Source organism: Paenibacillus sp. FSL L8-0435 (genome assembly GCF_037965655.1).
GTDB lineage: Bacteria > Bacillota > Bacilli > Paenibacillales > Paenibacillaceae > Paenibacillus.
The window spans coordinates 5,393,623-5,412,306 of record NZ_CP150185.1 but is presented as its reverse complement, the minus strand read 5'-3'; the positions used below and the strand labels follow the sequence as shown (position 1 = coordinate 5,412,306).

The 18,684-nt window shown below is 46.9% G+C and carries 12 protein-coding genes and 1 riboswitch; of the genes, 11 read left to right on the top strand and 1 reads right to left on the bottom strand.

All coding sequences use genetic code 11. The features are described from left to right. Positions 1-152 precede the first annotated feature (152 nt). Positions 153-275: riboswitch (glycine riboswitch) on the bottom strand. 344 nt (positions 276-619) lie between these two features. The 5 genes from gcvH (at position 620) to NST33_RS24055 (ending at position 6,600) form a co-directional block, all read left to right on the top strand. After that, on the top strand, positions 620-1,012 hold the full coding sequence (gene gcvH, locus NST33_RS24075; RefSeq protein ID WP_047844042.1) for a glycine cleavage system protein GcvH: 393 nt from the start codon (positions 620-622) through the stop codon (positions 1,010-1,012). A 419-nt stretch (positions 1,013-1,431) separates the two neighbouring features. After that, on the top strand, positions 1,432-2,886 hold the full coding sequence (locus NST33_RS24070) for a PTS mannitol transporter subunit IICB (RefSeq protein WP_339305421.1): 1,455 nt from the start codon (positions 1,432-1,434) through the stop codon (positions 2,884-2,886). A gap of 38 nt (positions 2,887-2,924) precedes the next feature. After that, the gene (locus NST33_RS24065; RefSeq protein WP_339305419.1) at positions 2,925-5,027 is read left to right on the top strand and encodes a BglG family transcription antiterminator; all 2,103 of its coding nucleotides are present in this window, start codon (positions 2,925-2,927) and stop codon (positions 5,025-5,027) included. Continuing rightward, on the top strand, positions 5,024-5,458 hold the full coding sequence (locus tag NST33_RS24060; protein WP_017686856.1) for a PTS sugar transporter subunit IIA: 435 nt from the start codon (positions 5,024-5,026) through the stop codon (positions 5,456-5,458). Before NST33_RS24065 ends, NST33_RS24060 begins: the two co-directional genes overlap by 4 nt. After that, positions 5,455-6,600: a mannitol-1-phosphate 5-dehydrogenase gene (locus tag NST33_RS24055; protein WP_339305417.1), complete on the top strand. Its 1,146-nt coding sequence runs from the start codon at positions 5,455-5,457 to the stop codon at positions 6,598-6,600. The genes NST33_RS24060 and NST33_RS24055 overlap by 4 nt, the downstream gene beginning before the upstream one ends. 451 nt (positions 6,601-7,051) lie before the next feature. Here the strand turns inward: NST33_RS24055 and NST33_RS24050 are convergent, their stop codons facing one another. Beyond that, positions 7,052-9,055: a DNA mismatch repair protein MutS gene (locus tag NST33_RS24050; RefSeq protein ID WP_339305415.1), complete on the bottom strand. Its 2,004-nt coding sequence runs from the start codon at positions 9,053-9,055 to the stop codon at positions 7,052-7,054. Positions 9,056-9,582: 527 nt separating this feature from the next. Between NST33_RS24050 and NST33_RS24045 the strand changes: the two genes are divergently transcribed. From NST33_RS24045 to NST33_RS24020, 6 genes are all read left to right on the top strand, one after another. Then, positions 9,583-11,919, top strand: coding sequence for a helix-turn-helix domain-containing protein (locus NST33_RS24045; RefSeq protein WP_339305413.1), 2,337 nt, complete (start codon positions 9,583-9,585; stop codon positions 11,917-11,919). Between the two features lie 283 nt (positions 11,920-12,202). Beyond that, positions 12,203-13,156, top strand: coding sequence for a sugar ABC transporter permease (locus NST33_RS24040; RefSeq protein WP_145323915.1), 954 nt, complete (start codon positions 12,203-12,205; stop codon positions 13,154-13,156). Between the two features lie 45 nt (positions 13,157-13,201). Then, positions 13,202-14,074 carry a carbohydrate ABC transporter permease gene (locus NST33_RS24035; protein WP_076212380.1) on the top strand — a complete coding sequence of 291 codons (873 nt, stop codon included), beginning with the start codon at positions 13,202-13,204 and terminating at the stop codon, positions 14,072-14,074. 62 nt (positions 14,075-14,136) lie between these two features. Beyond that, positions 14,137-15,636, top strand: coding sequence for an extracellular solute-binding protein (locus NST33_RS24030; protein ID WP_339297767.1), 1,500 nt, complete (start codon positions 14,137-14,139; stop codon positions 15,634-15,636). Between the two features lie 24 nt (positions 15,637-15,660). Further along, positions 15,661-16,773, top strand: a complete 1,113-nt coding sequence (locus NST33_RS24025; protein ID WP_339305411.1) for a glycoside hydrolase family 88 protein — start codon at positions 15,661-15,663, stop codon at positions 16,771-16,773. 220 nt (positions 16,774-16,993) lie between these two features. Then, positions 16,994-18,505, top strand: a complete 1,512-nt coding sequence (locus NST33_RS24020) for an extracellular solute-binding protein (RefSeq protein ID WP_339305409.1) — start codon at positions 16,994-16,996, stop codon at positions 18,503-18,505. Positions 18,506-18,684: the final 179 nt, after the last annotated feature.

The window sequence follows — 18,684 nt, the reverse complement described above, 5'->3', positions numbered from 1 at the left end:
GGACAGGCCAAAGAATCGGCATGCCAAGTAGCACGCTGTATTCTAAGGCTCTGTCCCTTGTACCTGAGAGTTACCCCGCTGCGTTGTGCAGCAGGTTTCCCCTTGGGTGATCATAACGCCCGCACAGGGCGAATAGATGCTCTCCAGAGTTGCGTCCCGTAAAAGTCCTTTTGCCTGAGAGATTCACCTCCGCTTATCGGTGGTTTACTCCTTCGGCGTTACCTCATGTACATCCCGAATCGGGTGTCACGGGTAATCTCTCCCTTTACATTCATCCGCGGGTATTACATAGTCCAATAAACATATTTACTCTTTTCATTAAAACGTGAATCCACTACCGATGTCAAGAACGATATCATAGATAACAATTTAAAACCGAATATTTAATCTGTTTTCTATGTTATTGTTCGTGTATTTATAAAGAGTGCGCTTACTATTCTAATATTCACCAGTATATGAAGAAAGAGTGTAATCCGGTTACAGGATTTAGAGGTGTTCAGTAAATAAATTGTGAGGTATATTGACATTTGATTCATAAATATCATACGCTATGTTCTGGGAAAAAGGTTAAGGTCAAAGAACGCATGCACTCATTTAATGAAAAGCGAGGCGGATATCGATGAGCGAATTGAAAAGTGATTTCCTGTACAGTGAAGAGCATGAATGGGTGCAAACCGTAGGGGAGGATACTGTACGTATTGGCATTACCGAGTTCGCACAGCATCAGCTGGGTGACATTGTGTTTGTGGAACTGCCTGACCTTGAAACCAATGTAAAAGCAGAAGATAGCATTGGAACGATCGAATCGGTCAAAACGGTTTCGGACTTGTTCTCTCCCGTCACAGGTTCAATTATTGCAGTTAATGATTCGTTGCAGGATTCCCCTGAACTTGTGAACAGCTCTCCTTACGAGGAAGGCTGGATGATTGAGATTCGTGTTGAGGGAGATCTGACAGCAGCATTGTCTACATTGATGAATGCAGACGCGTATCGGAAACATACGGAAGAATAGTTTTAACGAACTTGTACTTATTAACATATATTTTATAACCAAATGATATGAGCTTCATATTGTTTCGACCTGTGTGAGCCTGATGCTTGCACGGGTTTTTTGTGCTTTCCAAGAATGGTTTTGAATGTGGATTGAAGCAGATTGTGGATGTAAATCACCTGATTGGACCAAGCTATAGGTTAGAAAATGATTCTGGAAATGATAAAAGTCATAGGCAAGAAAAGCCTTGTGTATCAATGGGTTCAGGCATTATGCATCGATTAAAACGATTACATAACCTAATGTTGTCATCATTGTTCATGACGAAAGTACGCTTTCATTTCATTGAACAGGAGAGCATTCTCGCTTAGGATTACAGCAGGGGAGAAATGATACCCCTTTCATAAATCATAATCACTTGATCCAAGGAGGATAATACAATGAGTAATTTGGACCAATCGTCCAATTCCAAAGGTGGGCTACGGGTAGGTGTGCAACGTTTTGGCCGATTCCTGAGTGGTATGGTCATGCCGAATATGGGAGCGTTCATCGCCTGGGGATTAATTACAGCCATGTTCATTCCAACAGGCTGGTTCCCTAACGAGACACTAGCACAGCTAGTTGATCCGATGATCAAATATTTGCTGCCACTGTTAATCGGTTACACCGGGGGTACGATGGTGCATGGTCAGCGTGGTGGTGTCGTGGGTGCCATTATGACCATCGGGGTCATCGTGGGTAGTGATATTCCGATGTTCCTCGGTGCCATGATTGCCGGACCACTGGCAGCATGGATCATCAAAAAGTTTGATAAATCCATTGAAGGTAAAATTAGAGCCGGATTTGAAATGCTGGTTAACAACTTCTCAGCCGGTATTATTGGCGGGATCTTGGGGATTTTTGCGCTACTGGGCATCGGGCCTGCTGTAGAAGCGATTAGCAAAGTATTGTCTGCCGGGGTACAAGGCTTAATGAATCTGGGCTTGTTACCGCTGGTCAACCTAATCATTGAACCAGGTAAAGTATTGTTCCTGAACAATGCAATCAACCACGGGATTCTGACACCGATTGCAACAGATCAAGCAAGAGAATTAGGGCAATCCGTGTTATACATGCTTGAATCGAACCCGGGTCCGGGACTTGGTATCTTGCTTGCTTACTGTTTCTTCGGACGCGGAATGGCCAAATCTTCTGCACCGGGTGCTGTTATCATTCATTTCTTCGGGGGAATTCATGAGATCTACTTCCCTTACATTTTGATGAGACCGATTCTGATTCTTGCCGCAATTGCGGGTGGCGTCGCAGGTACATTAACATTCATGCTCACTGGAGCAGGACTTGTTTCGGCACCATCACCGGGTAGTATTATCGCGTATTTCCTCTTAACACCAAAAGGTGGATACCTGCCGATGCTCGCAGGGGTGCTTGTAGCAGCAGTCGTATCCTTCCTGGTTGCAGCAGTGTTGCTGAAAACGGGTAAACAAAAAGACGAAGATCTGGAGTCCGCATCCAGTCGGATGAAAGACATGAAGAGTCAAGGAACCGTGCCAAGCGCTGGTATTACGGCTAATCAACGAGAAGCAGACAGAGTCGCAGATATGGCTTCTTCTACAGTGAAAACAGATGTGAAGAAAATTGTCTTCTCCTGTGATGCAGGCATGGGGTCGAGTGCCATGGGCGCTTCCATTCTACGTAAGAAGATGAAGGCAGAGGGGATTGACGTTACGGTGACCAATACGGCTATCAGTGATATCCCACCGGATGCAGATGTGGTAATTACACAACAAGTATTGACCGATCGTGCCCGCTCCGTAGCGCCGAACGCAGAACATATATCCATCGACAACTTCCTAAAAAGCCCGGAATACGATGCGCTCGTTGAACGTCTAAAGTAATTGCACGCATTCGTTTTCCCTGAGCCGGAGGCTGAGATATGAGTATTACCAAAAGACAACGTGAAATCGTGGAGTTTCTGCTGGAGCATCCACATGAAGTCACTGCCGGCGAAATCGCCGTTGAAGTAAAGGTCAGTACCCGAACGGTTCACCGGGAGCTGCAAATGATTGAACAATGGCTTGAACCTTTGGGCATGAGGCTGGAAAAAAAATCAGGAACCGGTATCCGAATCGATGCCAGTTCCGATGATCTGGCTGTATTGCGCAAGCAACTAGAGGGTAAAGAATATGTAGAGTTTACGCCAGAAGAGCGTAAGCTCTTCATGCTTTGCATCTTGCTGGATGAACCGGAGCCTGTAAAGTTACTCGCCTTGGCTTCGGATCTGAAAGTGACCGTATCCACCGTAACCACGGATCTGGACGATCTGGAGTCACGGATCCGTCAGGCGGGACTAAAGCTGGTTCGCAGACGTGGATATGGCGTCAAGATTAACGGAAGTGAGAAAATTCATCGCACAGCCATAGCTGCACTTGCTCTCGAATTTTTGGATGAGTCCGACCTGTTCGGAAGACAGCCAGAACAAGGGGGCTCCGTCGTAAACCAAAAACTGTTGGATATGATTGGACACGGTGATGTGCTTACGGTCGAAAATGCGTTATGGCAACCAGACATCGAATGGCTGGAGAACATCCCGGAACGCCAATACATGAAGCTGCTGATTCAATTATCCGTCGCGGTTGTACGTATTCGTAAAGGCTTTGGCATTGGCCGTATGTCTCCACAAGAGAACACGGGAGATAAAGTTGCAGAGCAAGATGAGATGAAGGTTCCACCTTATATGGCTTCCCGCTTGTGTGGTGTGTTATCCACCCAACTGGGACTGACATTCTCCCAAGATGAGCAAGCTTATTTTCACAGACTATTAATTGAGACAGAGCAGCGGATTCACTCTTCACGGCTGTTGCCAATAGACGACTTGATATTACTGGACAGGGTACATTCACTGATTGATCAGATGCAGGCGAGAACACATTATGCCTTTCATGAGGATCGGTTGCTTCGTGAAGGTCTGCTTGGTCATATGCAACCTGTAATGGAGCGAATTGAAGGGCAACAGATGATTCGTAATCCGCTACTGCAGCAGATTCGCAAGGATTATGATTCACTCTTCGAAGAAGTCAAACAATCCGTGCATCAAGCTTGGCCAGGTACTGACGTTCCGGATGAGGAAATTGGTTTCTTAGTCATGCACTTTGGCGCTTCCATCGAGAGGTTACGTGCATTGAAACGGGAGATCAGGGCCATCATCGTGTGTACAAGCGGAATCGGATCATCACGCATGCTTTCCAGCCGATTATCCAAGGAGATTCCCGAAATTCGGATCATGGACAGCGTGTCCTGGTATGAAGCTGCCCGGATGCCTACAGATCAATATGATCTGGTCTTATCCACTGTTGATCTGCCGATGGATGAGCATCAGTATTACAAAGTAAGTCCACTGCTTACGGCGGAAGAGAGCGAACGTCTGCGTCATTTTATCCGAACAACAACATTACAACAACAGCATAATAAGCCCCGTGAAATAGAGGTTCAGACGACAAGTCGTTATTCTGACCCTGACGGAATGGAAGCTATTTTAGTTGAGATCGTCCGAATTATTGGAAAGTTTCAGGTGTATCCGCTGGATAACCAAGATATCGGATTCTATAAAACGGTGTATGCGATGTGCAACGTACTCCATGGATCTGGTGTGTTGAGGGAACCGGAGGAGGTCGCAAAACGGTTGGAGGCACGTGAGGCAGTGGGGAGTCAGAAGATTCCCGGCACAAGACTTGCGCTGTTTCATACACGCAGTGAGGGGATCTACAGGCCGTCCATTAGCTTGTTTCAGCTCACTGAGCCACTCCTTCGTACGCCGGATGATCCGGCAGGAGTTACCCATGTCCTCTTGATGCTCGGTCCCAGAGAATTATCCAAGGAAAGCCTGGAGGTTCTCAGTGAGATCAGCGCCCTGTTATTACAGGAAGAAATGATTACATTGCTGGAAAAGGGAATCAGGGATGAACTCATTCATTACCTGTCCCAGGAACTCGTTGGATTTTATCGCAGTAAAACCGAAATTGGAGGTCAACCATTATGAGTATGTTAACAACAGATAAAGTCATCATGAATGCGACGGCTCAGGATAAATACGAAGCGATTCGCATGGCAGGACAGATTCTGAAGGATGCGGGACATATTACCGCTGATTACATTGAGAAGATGATTGAACGTGAAGAGATTGTCTCAACCTATGTAGGGAACGGCCTTGCGATCCCACACGGTACAAAGGAATCCAAAGCTTTCATTTTATCCACAGGTATCTCTGTCATTCAGTATCCACAAGGTGTTGATTTTGGCGAAGAAAAGGCTTATATGGTCATTGGTATCGCGGCTCAAGGCGGGGAACATATGGAGATCTTGACTAGCATTGCGGTGATCTGTGCTGAGGATGAGAATATGGAGGCCCTGCGTCTGGCGAAAACAGCCGAAGAAGTTATCGCTATTCTGGAAAGTGAAATGGAACTATGAAGGCTCTACACTTTGGCGCAGGTAACATTGGACGTGGGTTCATTGGATTGATTCTCTCCCGTGCAGGGTATGAGGTGATTTTCTCCGACGTGAATCAGGACTTGGTAGCAGCTCTTCAGGAGCAGGGACAGTACACGGTGGAACTGGCTAACGAGAGCAAGGATCAGGAGACCGTTACAGGTGTAAACGCAATCGATGGGACTCAGCTAGAAACGGTTGCCCAAACTGTGGTGGAAGCTGATCTGATTACAACCGCAGTGGGTGTGGGCGTGTTAAAACATATTGCACCAGGGATTGCGAAGGGACTTGAGAAAAGACTGAATTCCGGTCCTGCTCAAAACCCTCTTCACATTATTGCTTGCGAGAACGCCATTGGAGCCAGCACACAATTGAAAGAGCATGTATATGCTCTGCTTGATGAAAAAGTACGTTCCCTTGCAGATCAGTATGTTTATTTTCCAGATTCAGCCGTAGACCGGATAGTGCCTATTCAGCATCATGAAGATCCGTTGCATGTACAGGTTGAGCCTTTTTACGAGTGGGTAGTTGATCGTTCCCAGATGGCTCCTGCATTCAAACCGGTTGAGGGCATTGTATATGTCGATGATCTGGAGCCGTATATCGAACGGAAACTGTTCACTGTTAATACAGGACACTGCGTTGCAGCATATATCGGTAATGTGCACGGGTATGACACGATTCAAAAGGCTATTGCCAACGAGAAGGTGAAATCGATTGTCTACGGTGCTTTGCAGGAAACTGGAAAAGTTCTGGTGAAGCGTTTTGCATTCAACCCGGAAGAACATGAGCAGTATATTGTCAAAATATTGGGACGGTTTGTCAACCCGTATCTCACCGATGAGGTCACTCGTGTTGGTCGTTCCCCGCTGCGCAAGTTGTCCCCAAATGATCGTCTGGTTCGCCCGGCCCTTCAGGCATATGCGGATGGAACTGATACGACTTATCTGGCTATGGGTATGGCAGCAGCCTGCAAGTTCGATGTCTCCGATGATCCGGAAGCAGTTGAACTACAGGACATGATCCGCGAGAAGGGGATTACAGCTGCGCTCCACCATTATACGTCCATGGATGAGCATCATCCGGTGCTTGAACAGGCTGTTGCCCAGTATAACCAAATGTAAGAACAGTGGTAGCAAGCTAACAGTATTGATGAGGCATAATGAAGAAGAGCCATACAGTTATTAACTGTGTGGCTCTTCTTTTGGTTGGCGTTTATCGGCATAGTCGTCCAAACAGCGTTGACATATGCAGGATTTTCGGCGCTGCTCTGGCGGAATGCGGTCAAACACACCCTCGGGGAAAGTAGCCCGGTTACACCAGCATTCCGAATGAGGATGTCCTGCGGCATAGGAACAGCGATTAGCTTCCCCGCATAATGGGCAGACAAGAACATCGATATGGATGTGCTCTTGATCGTCTTGTTCTGCAGACATACAGTTCTTCCCTCCCTGTGGAATAGCTACGAGCTGAAGTTAAACATACTGGTCCCAGTATAACAGAAATGTGCTTCTGATTATGGATTTCACTGTGTATATATGACTTCCAGTTCACTACATCTGTTTCTCCCATCGGCTATTCTTCAGGCGGTAATTCGATTTGGAGGCCTTCCACATGTTTGCGTCCCATCAACTTACGTTTCTTTCGATTTTCCTTTGTTTCTAGCACAATGTCCAAGTCATAATCTTCACCCGGATAAAGCTCATCGGCAGATATATGCAGGGTCAGGCGTTTCTTATGGATTTTGACTTTGCGTCCCCGCAGCATGACCCCGATATTTCCACGGCTATCCTCCACATCACAGACGATGCCCGACTGATTGAGATAGGCCGCATACACCCGATCTCCTTTGCGAAAAGTTTTGGCAGGAGCAAGAGAATCCGACTCTCTGGTTGTTGTCTTTTTGTGGTGACCGACTGGATCCTTTGACTGTTTCGACTGGTTTCTCCTGGATAACTCTGCTGGGCCGTCTGATTCTGGTACAGAACGATCAGGCGTCAGGACCGGAGTTTCCGAAGGAGGTGACGTGAACCCTAATGTACGTTCTCTCGAAATACTTTGATCGGACAGGGACTTGGATCGCTCGATAATTCGCTGTGGCATGCCCAGCTTTAATGCGATGGAGTAAGCATAACTCTCACCAGCTTCTCCGATACGCAATCGATACAGTGGCTGGAGAGATACGGTGTCAAATTCCATGCGGGCATTTTCAAATCCTGGGGTGGCAGCAGCAAAATGTTTGATTTCACCAAAATGTGTTGTCGCCACAACGGTTGCTCCGCGGCTATGAAGTTCCTCCAGCATGGCGATGGACAGTCCAACACCTTCACCGGGATCTGTGCCGGAAGCCATCTCATCAATGAGCACAAGAGTTGATGTATCAGCCTGTTCCAGTATGCCAATCATATTGCGAATATGTGCGGAAAATGTACTGAGCGCTTGTTCCAAACTCTGCCCGTCACCAATATCAACTGCTACCTCGTTATAAACAGCCATCTCGCCACCTTCCTCGACCGGAATAAGCAAACCTGATTGCATCATCAAGGTTAACAAACCAAGAGTTTTGAGTGCGACCGTTTTACCCCCGGTATTGGGGCCAGTAATAATGAGCGACGAGTACGTTTTGCCAATGGCAAAATCAAGGGGAACCATGGAAGAACCCATGAACGGATGACGTGCACGTTGAAGGCTGATGTGGCCCTGAGTATTGACTCGAACGGTACGTCCATCCATGGTGGCCGCATATTTGGCTTTGGCAAACAGGAAGTCCAATACACCTACCGTTTCGGTGTTCAGGGCGATTTCACGGTTATATGATTCGGCCAGGGAGGTTAAATCACCGAGAATCCTCATCTCCTCTCGGGACTCCTCCGCTTGCAGAGCGGCCAATTCCATCTGCAGAGTTACTAACTCAACAGGTTCAATATATACGGTTTGCCCGCTCCCGGATTCATCCAGAACACTGCCTTTCACCTGTTTACGGAACTCTTTCTTAATGGGCAGAACCGTTCTTCCTCCCCGTTGGCTGATGACATGTTCCTGCATAATGGAGCGATGTTTACTCACCAGAGAATCAAGCTTTCGTTTCATGCGTTCCGCATTAACCGTTATTTTTTTACGAATTCGAATCAGTTCCTTACTCGCCTGATCCTGAATGCGTCCACTATGGATGCAACGCTCAATCTCACTCAGCAAAGGTTCGATCAGAATCATGGATGCTGCATAACGACTGACGGTGGGAGCAGCCCCGGATTTGCCCTCCATGTATTTCATAAGTTGTGCACAGCTCCGCAGGAACTGAGCTAGATGACTGAAGTCGCGCTCACTGAATAGATAACCCGTGCCAAGCAGATCCATAATGGTTTCCATTCCGTCGAGTGAAGGGAGGGGGATACTGGCCCCGAAGCGAATCAACGCAGCTGCTTCTGCTGTTTCTTCCAGGCGAATCTGAATCAGGTGAGCATCTGCCATCGGTTTTAGTTCTCTGGCATAACGTTTGCCCAGATAAGATAGGGCGCAGTCTGCAACATTTTTTTGAATTTGTGGATAACCCAAACTGTTTAATGTGTTTTCATTCATGCGTAATCTCTCCTTGAATTCAATTGGGATTTCAGTTGACGCGCTGAAACATATTCCTGGAAAACGCAAAAAGGGCGGAGAATGAACAAACGTCATTCTCCGCCCTAAACGTATGGGAAAGCAAAGTCCACTACAGGTCTATATTAAAAAATCCGCGCTGAACTCAGCGCGGAAATAGACCCGGACAATTACAATCCCGGAGGCGATTTATGATATCCGCTGTTCTTAACTAAGTACAGGGATCTGGCGCATCATGAAATACACGTATGCCATATGGGCACAAGCGCAATGAAAGGCCAAACTCCTGAATATGAAACTTGGTTAGTTAAGAACATTCACCGACATTAAAAATCTCTCCTTTGATTGAGGAATATGTAACCAATATTAAACTGGAAATTGGTTTGAAGTCAACCTTTAGAATAAATGAGTGGACTTGAATAAGAATGGGTTTTAAAATAACAATAGTAAATTAATCCAATGAAAGCGATTTATTTTAATAAACATACGTATAAAGGAGGATGCTCTTCTTGCCTAAGTATTTACTGCGTTTGCTCTGTTTTACCCTGATCCTCGGAGCCCTTCCGGTCATTGTTATTGGTTCGGTCTCGTATACGATTGCATCACGTGACATTGAACAGAAAGTGCGTGAGAGCAATCTTCAGATATTGCATCAGACCCAAATGAGGGTAGAACAAGTTCTGCGCAGCCTGCAATTATCATCCATCCAGTATGTTAATTCTCCCTTGGTACTACAGGCGATGAAGAAACCACTAGACAGCAGCGAGTTTCAGGAGATTCGTGATCTGACATCCGGTTTTAACAACTTGCAAGCGGTTACGAACATTGACCAAGCCTATCTGGTTAATCTGGATGAAGATTGGGTCGTGTCGATGCGTTCTTTTGGCAAATTGGATGATTTCAGCATTCGAGACCGAATTGGCTCCTACCTAAGTTATACCAACAGCCTGTTCTGGGTCACTCAGAATGCCAGTTCAGCCAAAGAAAGTGTACCTGTGTCAGCAGGTATGGGTGAACTAACACCCGAACAGGCACCTGCCCTTATATCATCGGATAATGTGGTCAGTATGGTATTCAAAATCCCGATGATACCAACCAATGTGAAACCAAAGGGATTTCTTGTGATTGATATCGCCGATACGGAACTGAGCACCTACTTGAGCCGAAATACGAATTCTGGAGATATGTACGTTCTGGATCGGGAGCAGAAGTATTTTCTGAACGACATGCAGCAAGGCGGGAAATATGACGCGCTGAATAAGGAAATTCACGAAATGGTACAAACGACGGGGCAGCCAGAGGGTTTCTTCAGTGCGGAGGTGGAAGGTAATCAAGTGGCGGTTAGTTACAGGCAATCTCCGCTCAATGGCTGGTTATACGTGTCCGTTGTATCTCTTGGACAGATTACGGCCCAGTCGCAGAAAATTGCATTGGTTACCGGTATCGCTACACTTGTCATGTTATGTGTAACGGGATTGTTCGCCATATACGGCAGTCGGCGGATGTACTCACCGATCTCCAGACTGCTGCAATTTACGAAGGGATTGGATTCCCCAGTTGCTCCGTCAGGACGCCGACAGGATGAATTTATCTATATTGAGGAGCAATTGTCAACCTTGTTCAGCTCGGAGAAAACGATGCGTGAGCAGATGAAGGGGCAGCATGTGCACCTCCAGGAGTTTTTTATGACCAAATTGCTGACAGGCAAAATCTCGGAAGAAGATTTCAGATATCAGGGAGAATTGTACGATTTCCCGACAGGGTGGGCAAGTCTTGGCGTACTCATGCTCCAGATCGATACCTTGGAAGGGACCCGATATGAGGAACAGGATCGCGATCTGCTGCTGTTTGCTGTCAACAATATGGTAGGTGAGCTACTCCCTTCGGCAGTTCGGTTCACCCCGGTCATGCTGGATGATGCTCAGGTCACCGTTCTTGCCTCCGAACTCACGGATGAGGTGAAGCTGAAGGAATGGATGCATACTCAGGCAGACTGGATTCGTGAACGTGTCGTGACTTATCTGAATCTGCCCGTAAGTATCGGCATCAGTCGTTCTTACACTTGTATCGGAGATACGCCAAGAGCGGTTCAGGAGAGCCGCGAGGCTCTGCAAGGCCGGGTAAGTCTGGGCAGCCGTATTATTTTGCATTACGAGGATATTCAGCCACGTGGTCAGATGGAGGCCGCATTGTATACCCAACTACGCATGATTGAGGATCAGCTCGCTTCTGCGCTCAAGCAAGGAGATGAAGAAAAGACTGACGCCTATTTTAAGCAATATTTGGGATTACTTGCAGACAAAAAGCTTCATTTCAGTGAATACCCCGTCATTATGGTTCAGTTATTGTCTCGTGTATATCAGCTTGTGCAGGAGCAAGGTGGGGATGTAGCCGAAGTACTGGGTGAAAAAGCATCCATGTCACATTTGCTGAAGTTGTCCACATTGGACGAAATGACCAATTGGTTCCGCAAGCGGCTGTTCCTGCCCGTCATCCGTTTCTGGCGAGAACAGGAAGAATCCCAATACATGAATATTGCGAGACGCATGATTCGCTTGATCGAGGAACGTTATGATCGTGAATTGTCGCTGGAAGCCTGTGCCGCTGAGCTTAATTTTCACCCTGTCTACCTAAGTCGGGTATTCAAGAAAGAAGCAGGAGTCAATTTTACGGAATATCTTGCAGAGTATCGTATGGAAAAAGCGAAGACCTGGTTGCAAACAACAAATCTTAAAATATCGGAGATTGCCGAGAAATTAAACTATACCAACCCAACCGCATTTATCCGTACATTTCGCAAAATCACAGGAACCACCCCCGGCAAGTACCGGGAGCAGCAGCGATAAAAACAAACCTGCTCTGCCCGCCATGGCAGGCAGGCTTTTTTATGTTCGGCTGAAGGAAGAAGACCACTTTCCTCCATGAAGTTAAGACAGGAATATGGAGGTTGAAAGCAGTTCATTATGCCTTTAGATTCTGTGAGGGGAATGAGCTAAACCCTTGCTACATAAGGAAAAATAAAAGGCTAAAACGAGAGGATAGCCAGTCATTCGTTTATCCTCCACAATGAAGACATGAATTCAGGAAGTGATATTTTGTAATCGTTTCCAATGTGGGGAGGAAGACAATATGAAAGCCGAAACGGCGGCTCGAACACGGCCCGCTACCCGCAGTGACAAAAACCTGCTGTGGAGGGACATTATCAAAAACCGGTGGCTGTATATCATGTTAATACCGGGTGTGCTTTACTTTGTTATTTTCAAATACATACCCATGTATGGCATCACGATGGCTTTTCAGGATTACACCCCTTACAAGGGTATCTTGGGGAGTGAATGGGTAGGCTTCAAACATTTCCAACGTTTCTTCGGAGAACCGCAGTTCTGGACATTATTTCGGAATACGTTTTTACTAGCCATTTATAACATTGTGTTCTTTTTCCCACTGCCGATTGTACTGGCACTCATGATGAATGAAGTTCGCCGTGAACGTTTCAAACGATTTGTACAAACTCTTGTTTATGTTCCACACTTTGTTTCCTGGGTTGTTGTTGTTGGTGTGTTCTACATGTTGTTCACAACCGAGGGTGGTGCGATTAATGAATTGCTCTATAACCTGACAGGACAAAAAGTGGCATTCCTGCTTGAACCTGGTTGGTTCCGAACGATGATTGTCGGACAATCCATCTGGAAAGAAGTTGGTTGGGGCACAATTATCTTCCTGGCTGCGCTTTCCGGTGTGGATACACAGCTCTATGAAGCTGCACGGATTGATGGTGCCAATCGCTGGCGCCAAACATGGCACATTACGCTGCCGGCCATTCGCAGTACAATCGTCATTTTGCTCATTCTGCGTCTGGGCAATTTCCTGGATACAGGCTTTGAACAGATCTTCCTGATGCTGACTCCGACGAACCGGGATGTGGGCGAGGTATTTGATACCTACGTGTACACGAAGGGTCTTACACAGGCACAGTACAGTTATAGTGCTGCTGTCGGGTTGTTCAAATCGGTTGTCGGGCTGGCGCTTGTCCTTGGTGCCAATACGATGGCCAAAAAATTCGGGGAGGAAGGCGTCTACTAACCTTTGGGTGCAGACGTTCTTCACCAGACAGGAGTGAACATTAAGATGCAACAGGATAAAACGTGGGGCAACCGGATCTTTGATATTCTCAATCATGGCTTGCTGCTGTTGATTGGAATCGTGACGGTCATCCCATTCATTTATATTTTGGCCGTCTCGTTTACCAGTCCGCATGAAGTGGCTAAGGGAGGATTTATTCTTTTTCCCAAAGAGTTCTCTCTGGCTGCGTACCGTTACATTTTCTCTACAGATACCTTGATTCGCAGTCTGGGCGTATCGATCTATATTACGGTGATTGGTACCTTCATTAACCTGCTGTTTACGTCACTTATGGCTTATCCGCTCTCCAGAAGATATTTGCGTGGACGTCAGCCCATTTTGCTCGGTGTATTGTTCACGATGCTCTTCAGTGGCGGGATGATTCCAACCTACTTTGTCGTAAAATCCTTGCACCTGACGGATACGTTGTGGTCGCTGATGCTACCGACCGCTATTAGTGCATTTAACTTGATTGTACTGAAAAACTTCTTCCAAGCCATTCCCGATGAACTGGAGGATGCAGCCAAAATTGATGGATGTAACGATGTCAGCGTATTGTTCCGGATTGTCCTGCCGTTGTCCATGCCAGCCATGGCGACATTTTCACTCTTTTACGCGGTGGCCCACTGGAACAGTTTCTTCAGCGCTGTTATCTATATCAACGATAGTGAGAAGTGGCCTGTCCAAGTCTGGCTACGTGAGATTGTCATTCTGGCACAGAGCCGAATCGGCGATACGAGTATCGAAGAGACCGAGATCCAGCCGCTTACCATTCGCATGGCAGTTATCGTATTCTCCACGATTCCGATTATGCTGGTATACCCATTCCTGCAAAAGCACTTTGCCAAAGGAGTGATGCTGGGTTCGGTGAAAGGTTGAGTCGTCAGATGGTTCAAAGTCAGTTCACTATGACTGCATAAAAAAAGGGAGGTTTTCATGTTATGAAAGCAACAAAAAAGAAAGCCGTAGCTGTCTTGAGCACACTAGCACTGGTGACAGGTTTGCTGGCAGGATGCGGATCAGACGAGGGTCAGGCTGCCGAGGGCGGCGTACAAAATGTGTCCATAGCCATTGCACAGGTGGGTGATGTGCCAAGCAAAGGCAATGAAGTTCAGCAAAAGATTGAAGCGTATACCAATACCAAACTGGATATCCAGTGGATTCCGGCTTCGGCCTACAATGACAAAATTAACGTAATGATCGCTTCAAGTGATATGCCGAAAATTGTGAAGGTGCAATATAATCCAACGGTGACCAGTGCAATGCGTAATGACGTGTTCTGGGAAGTGGGGCCTTTGCTGAAAGATTACAAAAATCTGTCGGCACAGAACGAGCGTTTCTTTGACAACATCAAGGTAGAGGGCAAAATCTATGGTGTTCCCGTATTCTCGGATATTGCGCGGGCTACAGTGATCTATCGCAAGGACTGGTTCGAGAAGCTGAATCTGAAGGTGCCAACGACACCGGATGAATGGTATGAAACGATTAAAACGCTGGCTACCTCCGATCCGGATGGAGATGGTCAGGATAATACATTTGGACTGATGCTTTTCAAAAAATACAATGAGGACCAATATTCCTTCACGACTCGCCTTGGCGTAAGCTTTGGTGCACCTAACAAATGGAAAGTCGAGGATGATGGCAGCTTCACGCCGGAATTCATGACACCGGAATATATGCAGGTGTTGGATCTGCTGAAACGTTTGTACGATGAGAAACTGCTGAACCAGGACTTTGCCGTATTCGACTCTACAGAAGCGGAGAAAAAGTATGATTCCGGTGTTGTCGGTATTCGTGTTGGTGTTGCTCAGAACGGAAAAAGTCAGCAAGAGCGTCTGTCCAAAAACAATCCGGATGGTGTGGTAGACATCGCTGGTTTGCTTGGACCGAACGGAGATCGTGTTGCAGGACAGACGGGTAACTCCGGAATTCTGGCATTCCCTAAATCAACGGTGAAATCGGAAGAAGAACTCAAGGATCTGCTCTCCTTCCTCGATAAATTGATGGACCCTGAGATGGCTACCCTGTTGATGCGTGGTATGGAAGACAAACATCACACCAAAGTGGGCGAAGATCAAGTGGAGATGAGTGACTTCGATGCATTCCAGCGTGAAGTGAAGCCTTACCGTGACAACCTTCCTTATGTGGAAGGATATAACGTACCGAAATTGAAGGATACCGAACTGGGTGAAAAAGGTACGACACTTGCCAAGGAACTGGCGGAGCACGCTGTGCCAAACCCTGCGCTGACGTTATATTCTCCAACGTATGGTGACCGTGGGGCGGATCTGGATCAGGTGATTGCCGATGCACAAACCAAATACATTATGGGCAAGATCGATCAAAGTGGCTGGGAAAAGGAAATCGAGAATTGGGGCAATGCTGGTGGAAACAAGATTCGTGAGGAATATGCCGAAGATTACAAAAAACAGGCTCAATAAAGAGCCGGAAGCGGAGGCTTGATCATGAAGGAAACACTGCAATTCACATCGGTGCGCATGGCACAGCAATTCATGGAAAGTTATCGCAACCATGAGCTGTACGCCACTTGGCATTATGAGAACGGCTGCTTTTTGAAAGCACTGGAGGAGCTGTATACACACACGGGGGAGCAAAAGTATTTTGACTACATTCGTGAGCTGATGGATCATTTCGTTCAGGAAGATGGCTCCATTCGCTCCTATACAATCGAGGAATATAATCTGGATCAGATCAATCAGGGAAAATCACTGTTCCTGTTGCATGAGAAAACGGGAGAAGAGAAGTATCGCAAAGCTGCGGAGTTGCTTATGACTCAGCTTAAGGGACAGCCACATACGAGTGAAGGCGGGTTTTGGCACAAAAAGATTTACCCTTTCCAGATGTGGCTGGATGGATTGTACATGGCTACTCCGTATCTGACCCAGTATGGCGCAGTGACGGGTGAAGAGAAGTGGTATGACAAGGCGGCTCTGCAGCTCTTGCTGGTGGAGCAACGCACACGTGAACCGCGTAGCGGTCTCTTGTACCATGCCTGGGATGAGAGCAAAGAGCAGCGCTGGAGTTCGGGAGAGACCGGATGTTCTCCACATGTCTGGAGTCGGGCGATGGGCTGGTATGTGATGGCGGTTGTGGATACCTTGGATTATCTGCCGGTAGATCATCCGCAGCGCGGACAGATTGTGGGTATCTTCGAACGGGTAGCAAACGCACTAGTGCATGTACAGGACCAGCAGACCGGACTATGGCCACATTTGTTGGATCAACCGGGACGTGAGCGGAACTATCTGGAGGCTTCCGGGACCTCGATGTTTGTCTATGCATTGGCCAAAGGTGTGCGTACAGGATATCTAAGTGGCAAGTTCAAAACGATTGCGGAAAAAGGATATCAGGGTCTGCTGCAGCATCTGCTGCAAACGGACCGTGAAGGCGTACTGTCCCTGACGCAGTGTAACGGCGGAGCCGGTCTTGGAGGAAGCCCGTATCGCGACGGGTCCTATGAGTATTATGTGACCGAGTCCATTCGGATCAATGATCCGAAGTCGGTCGCTCCGTTCATTTTGGCGGGAGTGGAGATTGAACTTTACAAGTCCAACTAACATGTACATGAGAACGTAGAGGACAGAAATAACTTGAGGAAGCGAAGCGTTCGCCTAAAAGCTTTCTGAAAGAAAGCTACATCGAAAGCATAGGCTATCCCCGGATTTTCCCCTTGTTTAGAAGGGAATCAAAAAAATCTGGGGATAACAGCGATCTGAAGGTTGTTCTGTCATCGGAGTGGTCTGTGTACATAACCTTATCCAAAAGGAGAGATGGTTCATGAGTCCAAAAGGTCCAATGTCCCGTTTAGGCGGAATCGTTGTAATTGGTGCAATGTCCGCTGGATTGCTTGCAGGTTGCGGGGGAGAAAAAGCACCTGCTGCAGGGGAAGGTAAACTTCCCATTTCCATCTCTTTAATGCAGGTAGGAGATATACCGGCCAAGGAGAACGGGATTGAAAAGAAGATTGAGGAATATACAAATACGGATGTTAATGTACAGTGGATTCCGCAGTCTGCTTTTGATGATAAGGTGAATGTTATGGTTGCTTCAGGTGAGATGCCTACCATTATGCGTGTGAATTATGTACCGACAACATTTAATGCTGCCAAAACGGGACTGTTCTGGGAACTGGGGCCTTACTTGAAGGATTATAAGAATCTTTCTGCCCAATCCGAAGCTTATTTTAACAATATCAAAATTGAAGGCAAGGTCTACGGTATTCCGAACTTCCGGGATATTGGACGGACTGCGATCGTATATCGCAAGGACTGGTTTGATACATTAAAGCTGGATATACCCAAAACGCTGGATGATTGGTATGAAGTGATGCGCTCCATTCGTAAGGACGACCCTGACGGGAATGGTAAAGAGGATACGTATGGTGCGCTGCTGTTCAAAAAATATAATGAAGGTGTCTCGTCCCCTCTGACGCGGATCGCTGTAAGTATCGGTGGCGTTAATAAATGGGGAGTGGATGATGCCGGGAAATTGACCCCGGAATTCCTGACCACCGAATATGTGGACACAATGAAACTCTTCAAGCGACTGTTCAGCGAGGGACTGATTAATAGTGATTTCCCTGCCCTGGACCCTTCCGATGCGGACAAAAAAATGGATTCCGGCCTGGTTGGCATGAAGCTTAACGGTGTGGCCCAGAACGGAAAGTCCTCTCAGCAGCGACTTACACCTAACGCTCCGGATGGGGAGATTGACGTGGCTCCTTTCCAGGGAACCGATGGTATTCGTATCGCCGGGGAGCCAGGAAACTACGGAATGCTGGTCATCCCGAAGGCATCCGTTACGGATGAGGAGCAATTGAAGCAGGTTCTTACGTTCCTGGACCAGTTGATGGATGAGGAATTGAGTACGTTGCAGCTCCGTGGATTGCTCGATGTGCACTACACCAAGACTGCGGATGGGAAAACCGAACTCAAAGATTTTGACGCTTATCAGCGTGAAGTGAAGCCATATCGCGATAATTTGTTAAGTATTGAAGGGTATAACGTAGCTGAACTGGTTGATGTTCCCATTGGTATGAAAGGTACAAAGATGGCGCGTGAGAATGAGCAGTATGCCATCGCCAATCCGGCACTCACCTTGTCTTCCGCAATCTATACCGAGCGTGGTCAGGAGTTGGATCAGATGATCTGGGATGCGCAGACCAAGTACATTATGGGGAAAATCGATGATGCTGGTTGGGAGCAGGAAATCGCAGGCTGGAGAAAAGCTGGTGGTGATCAATTGATCACGGAATTGGAAGCATCCTACAAGGAATTAAACGGGAAATAAAGCTCGCTGAAATAAAAAAAAAGGGTTGATCAAATGGAATGATATGGTTTATTCTATGAGTGAGTTCATTTTTCAATATCATAAGAAAGACCACACCCTTAAAGCATAAGGCTATGAATCTGCGGATTCATGGCCTTTTTTTGTGTTTTAGGCGAATGAAGTGGGTCTATGGAAGGAGG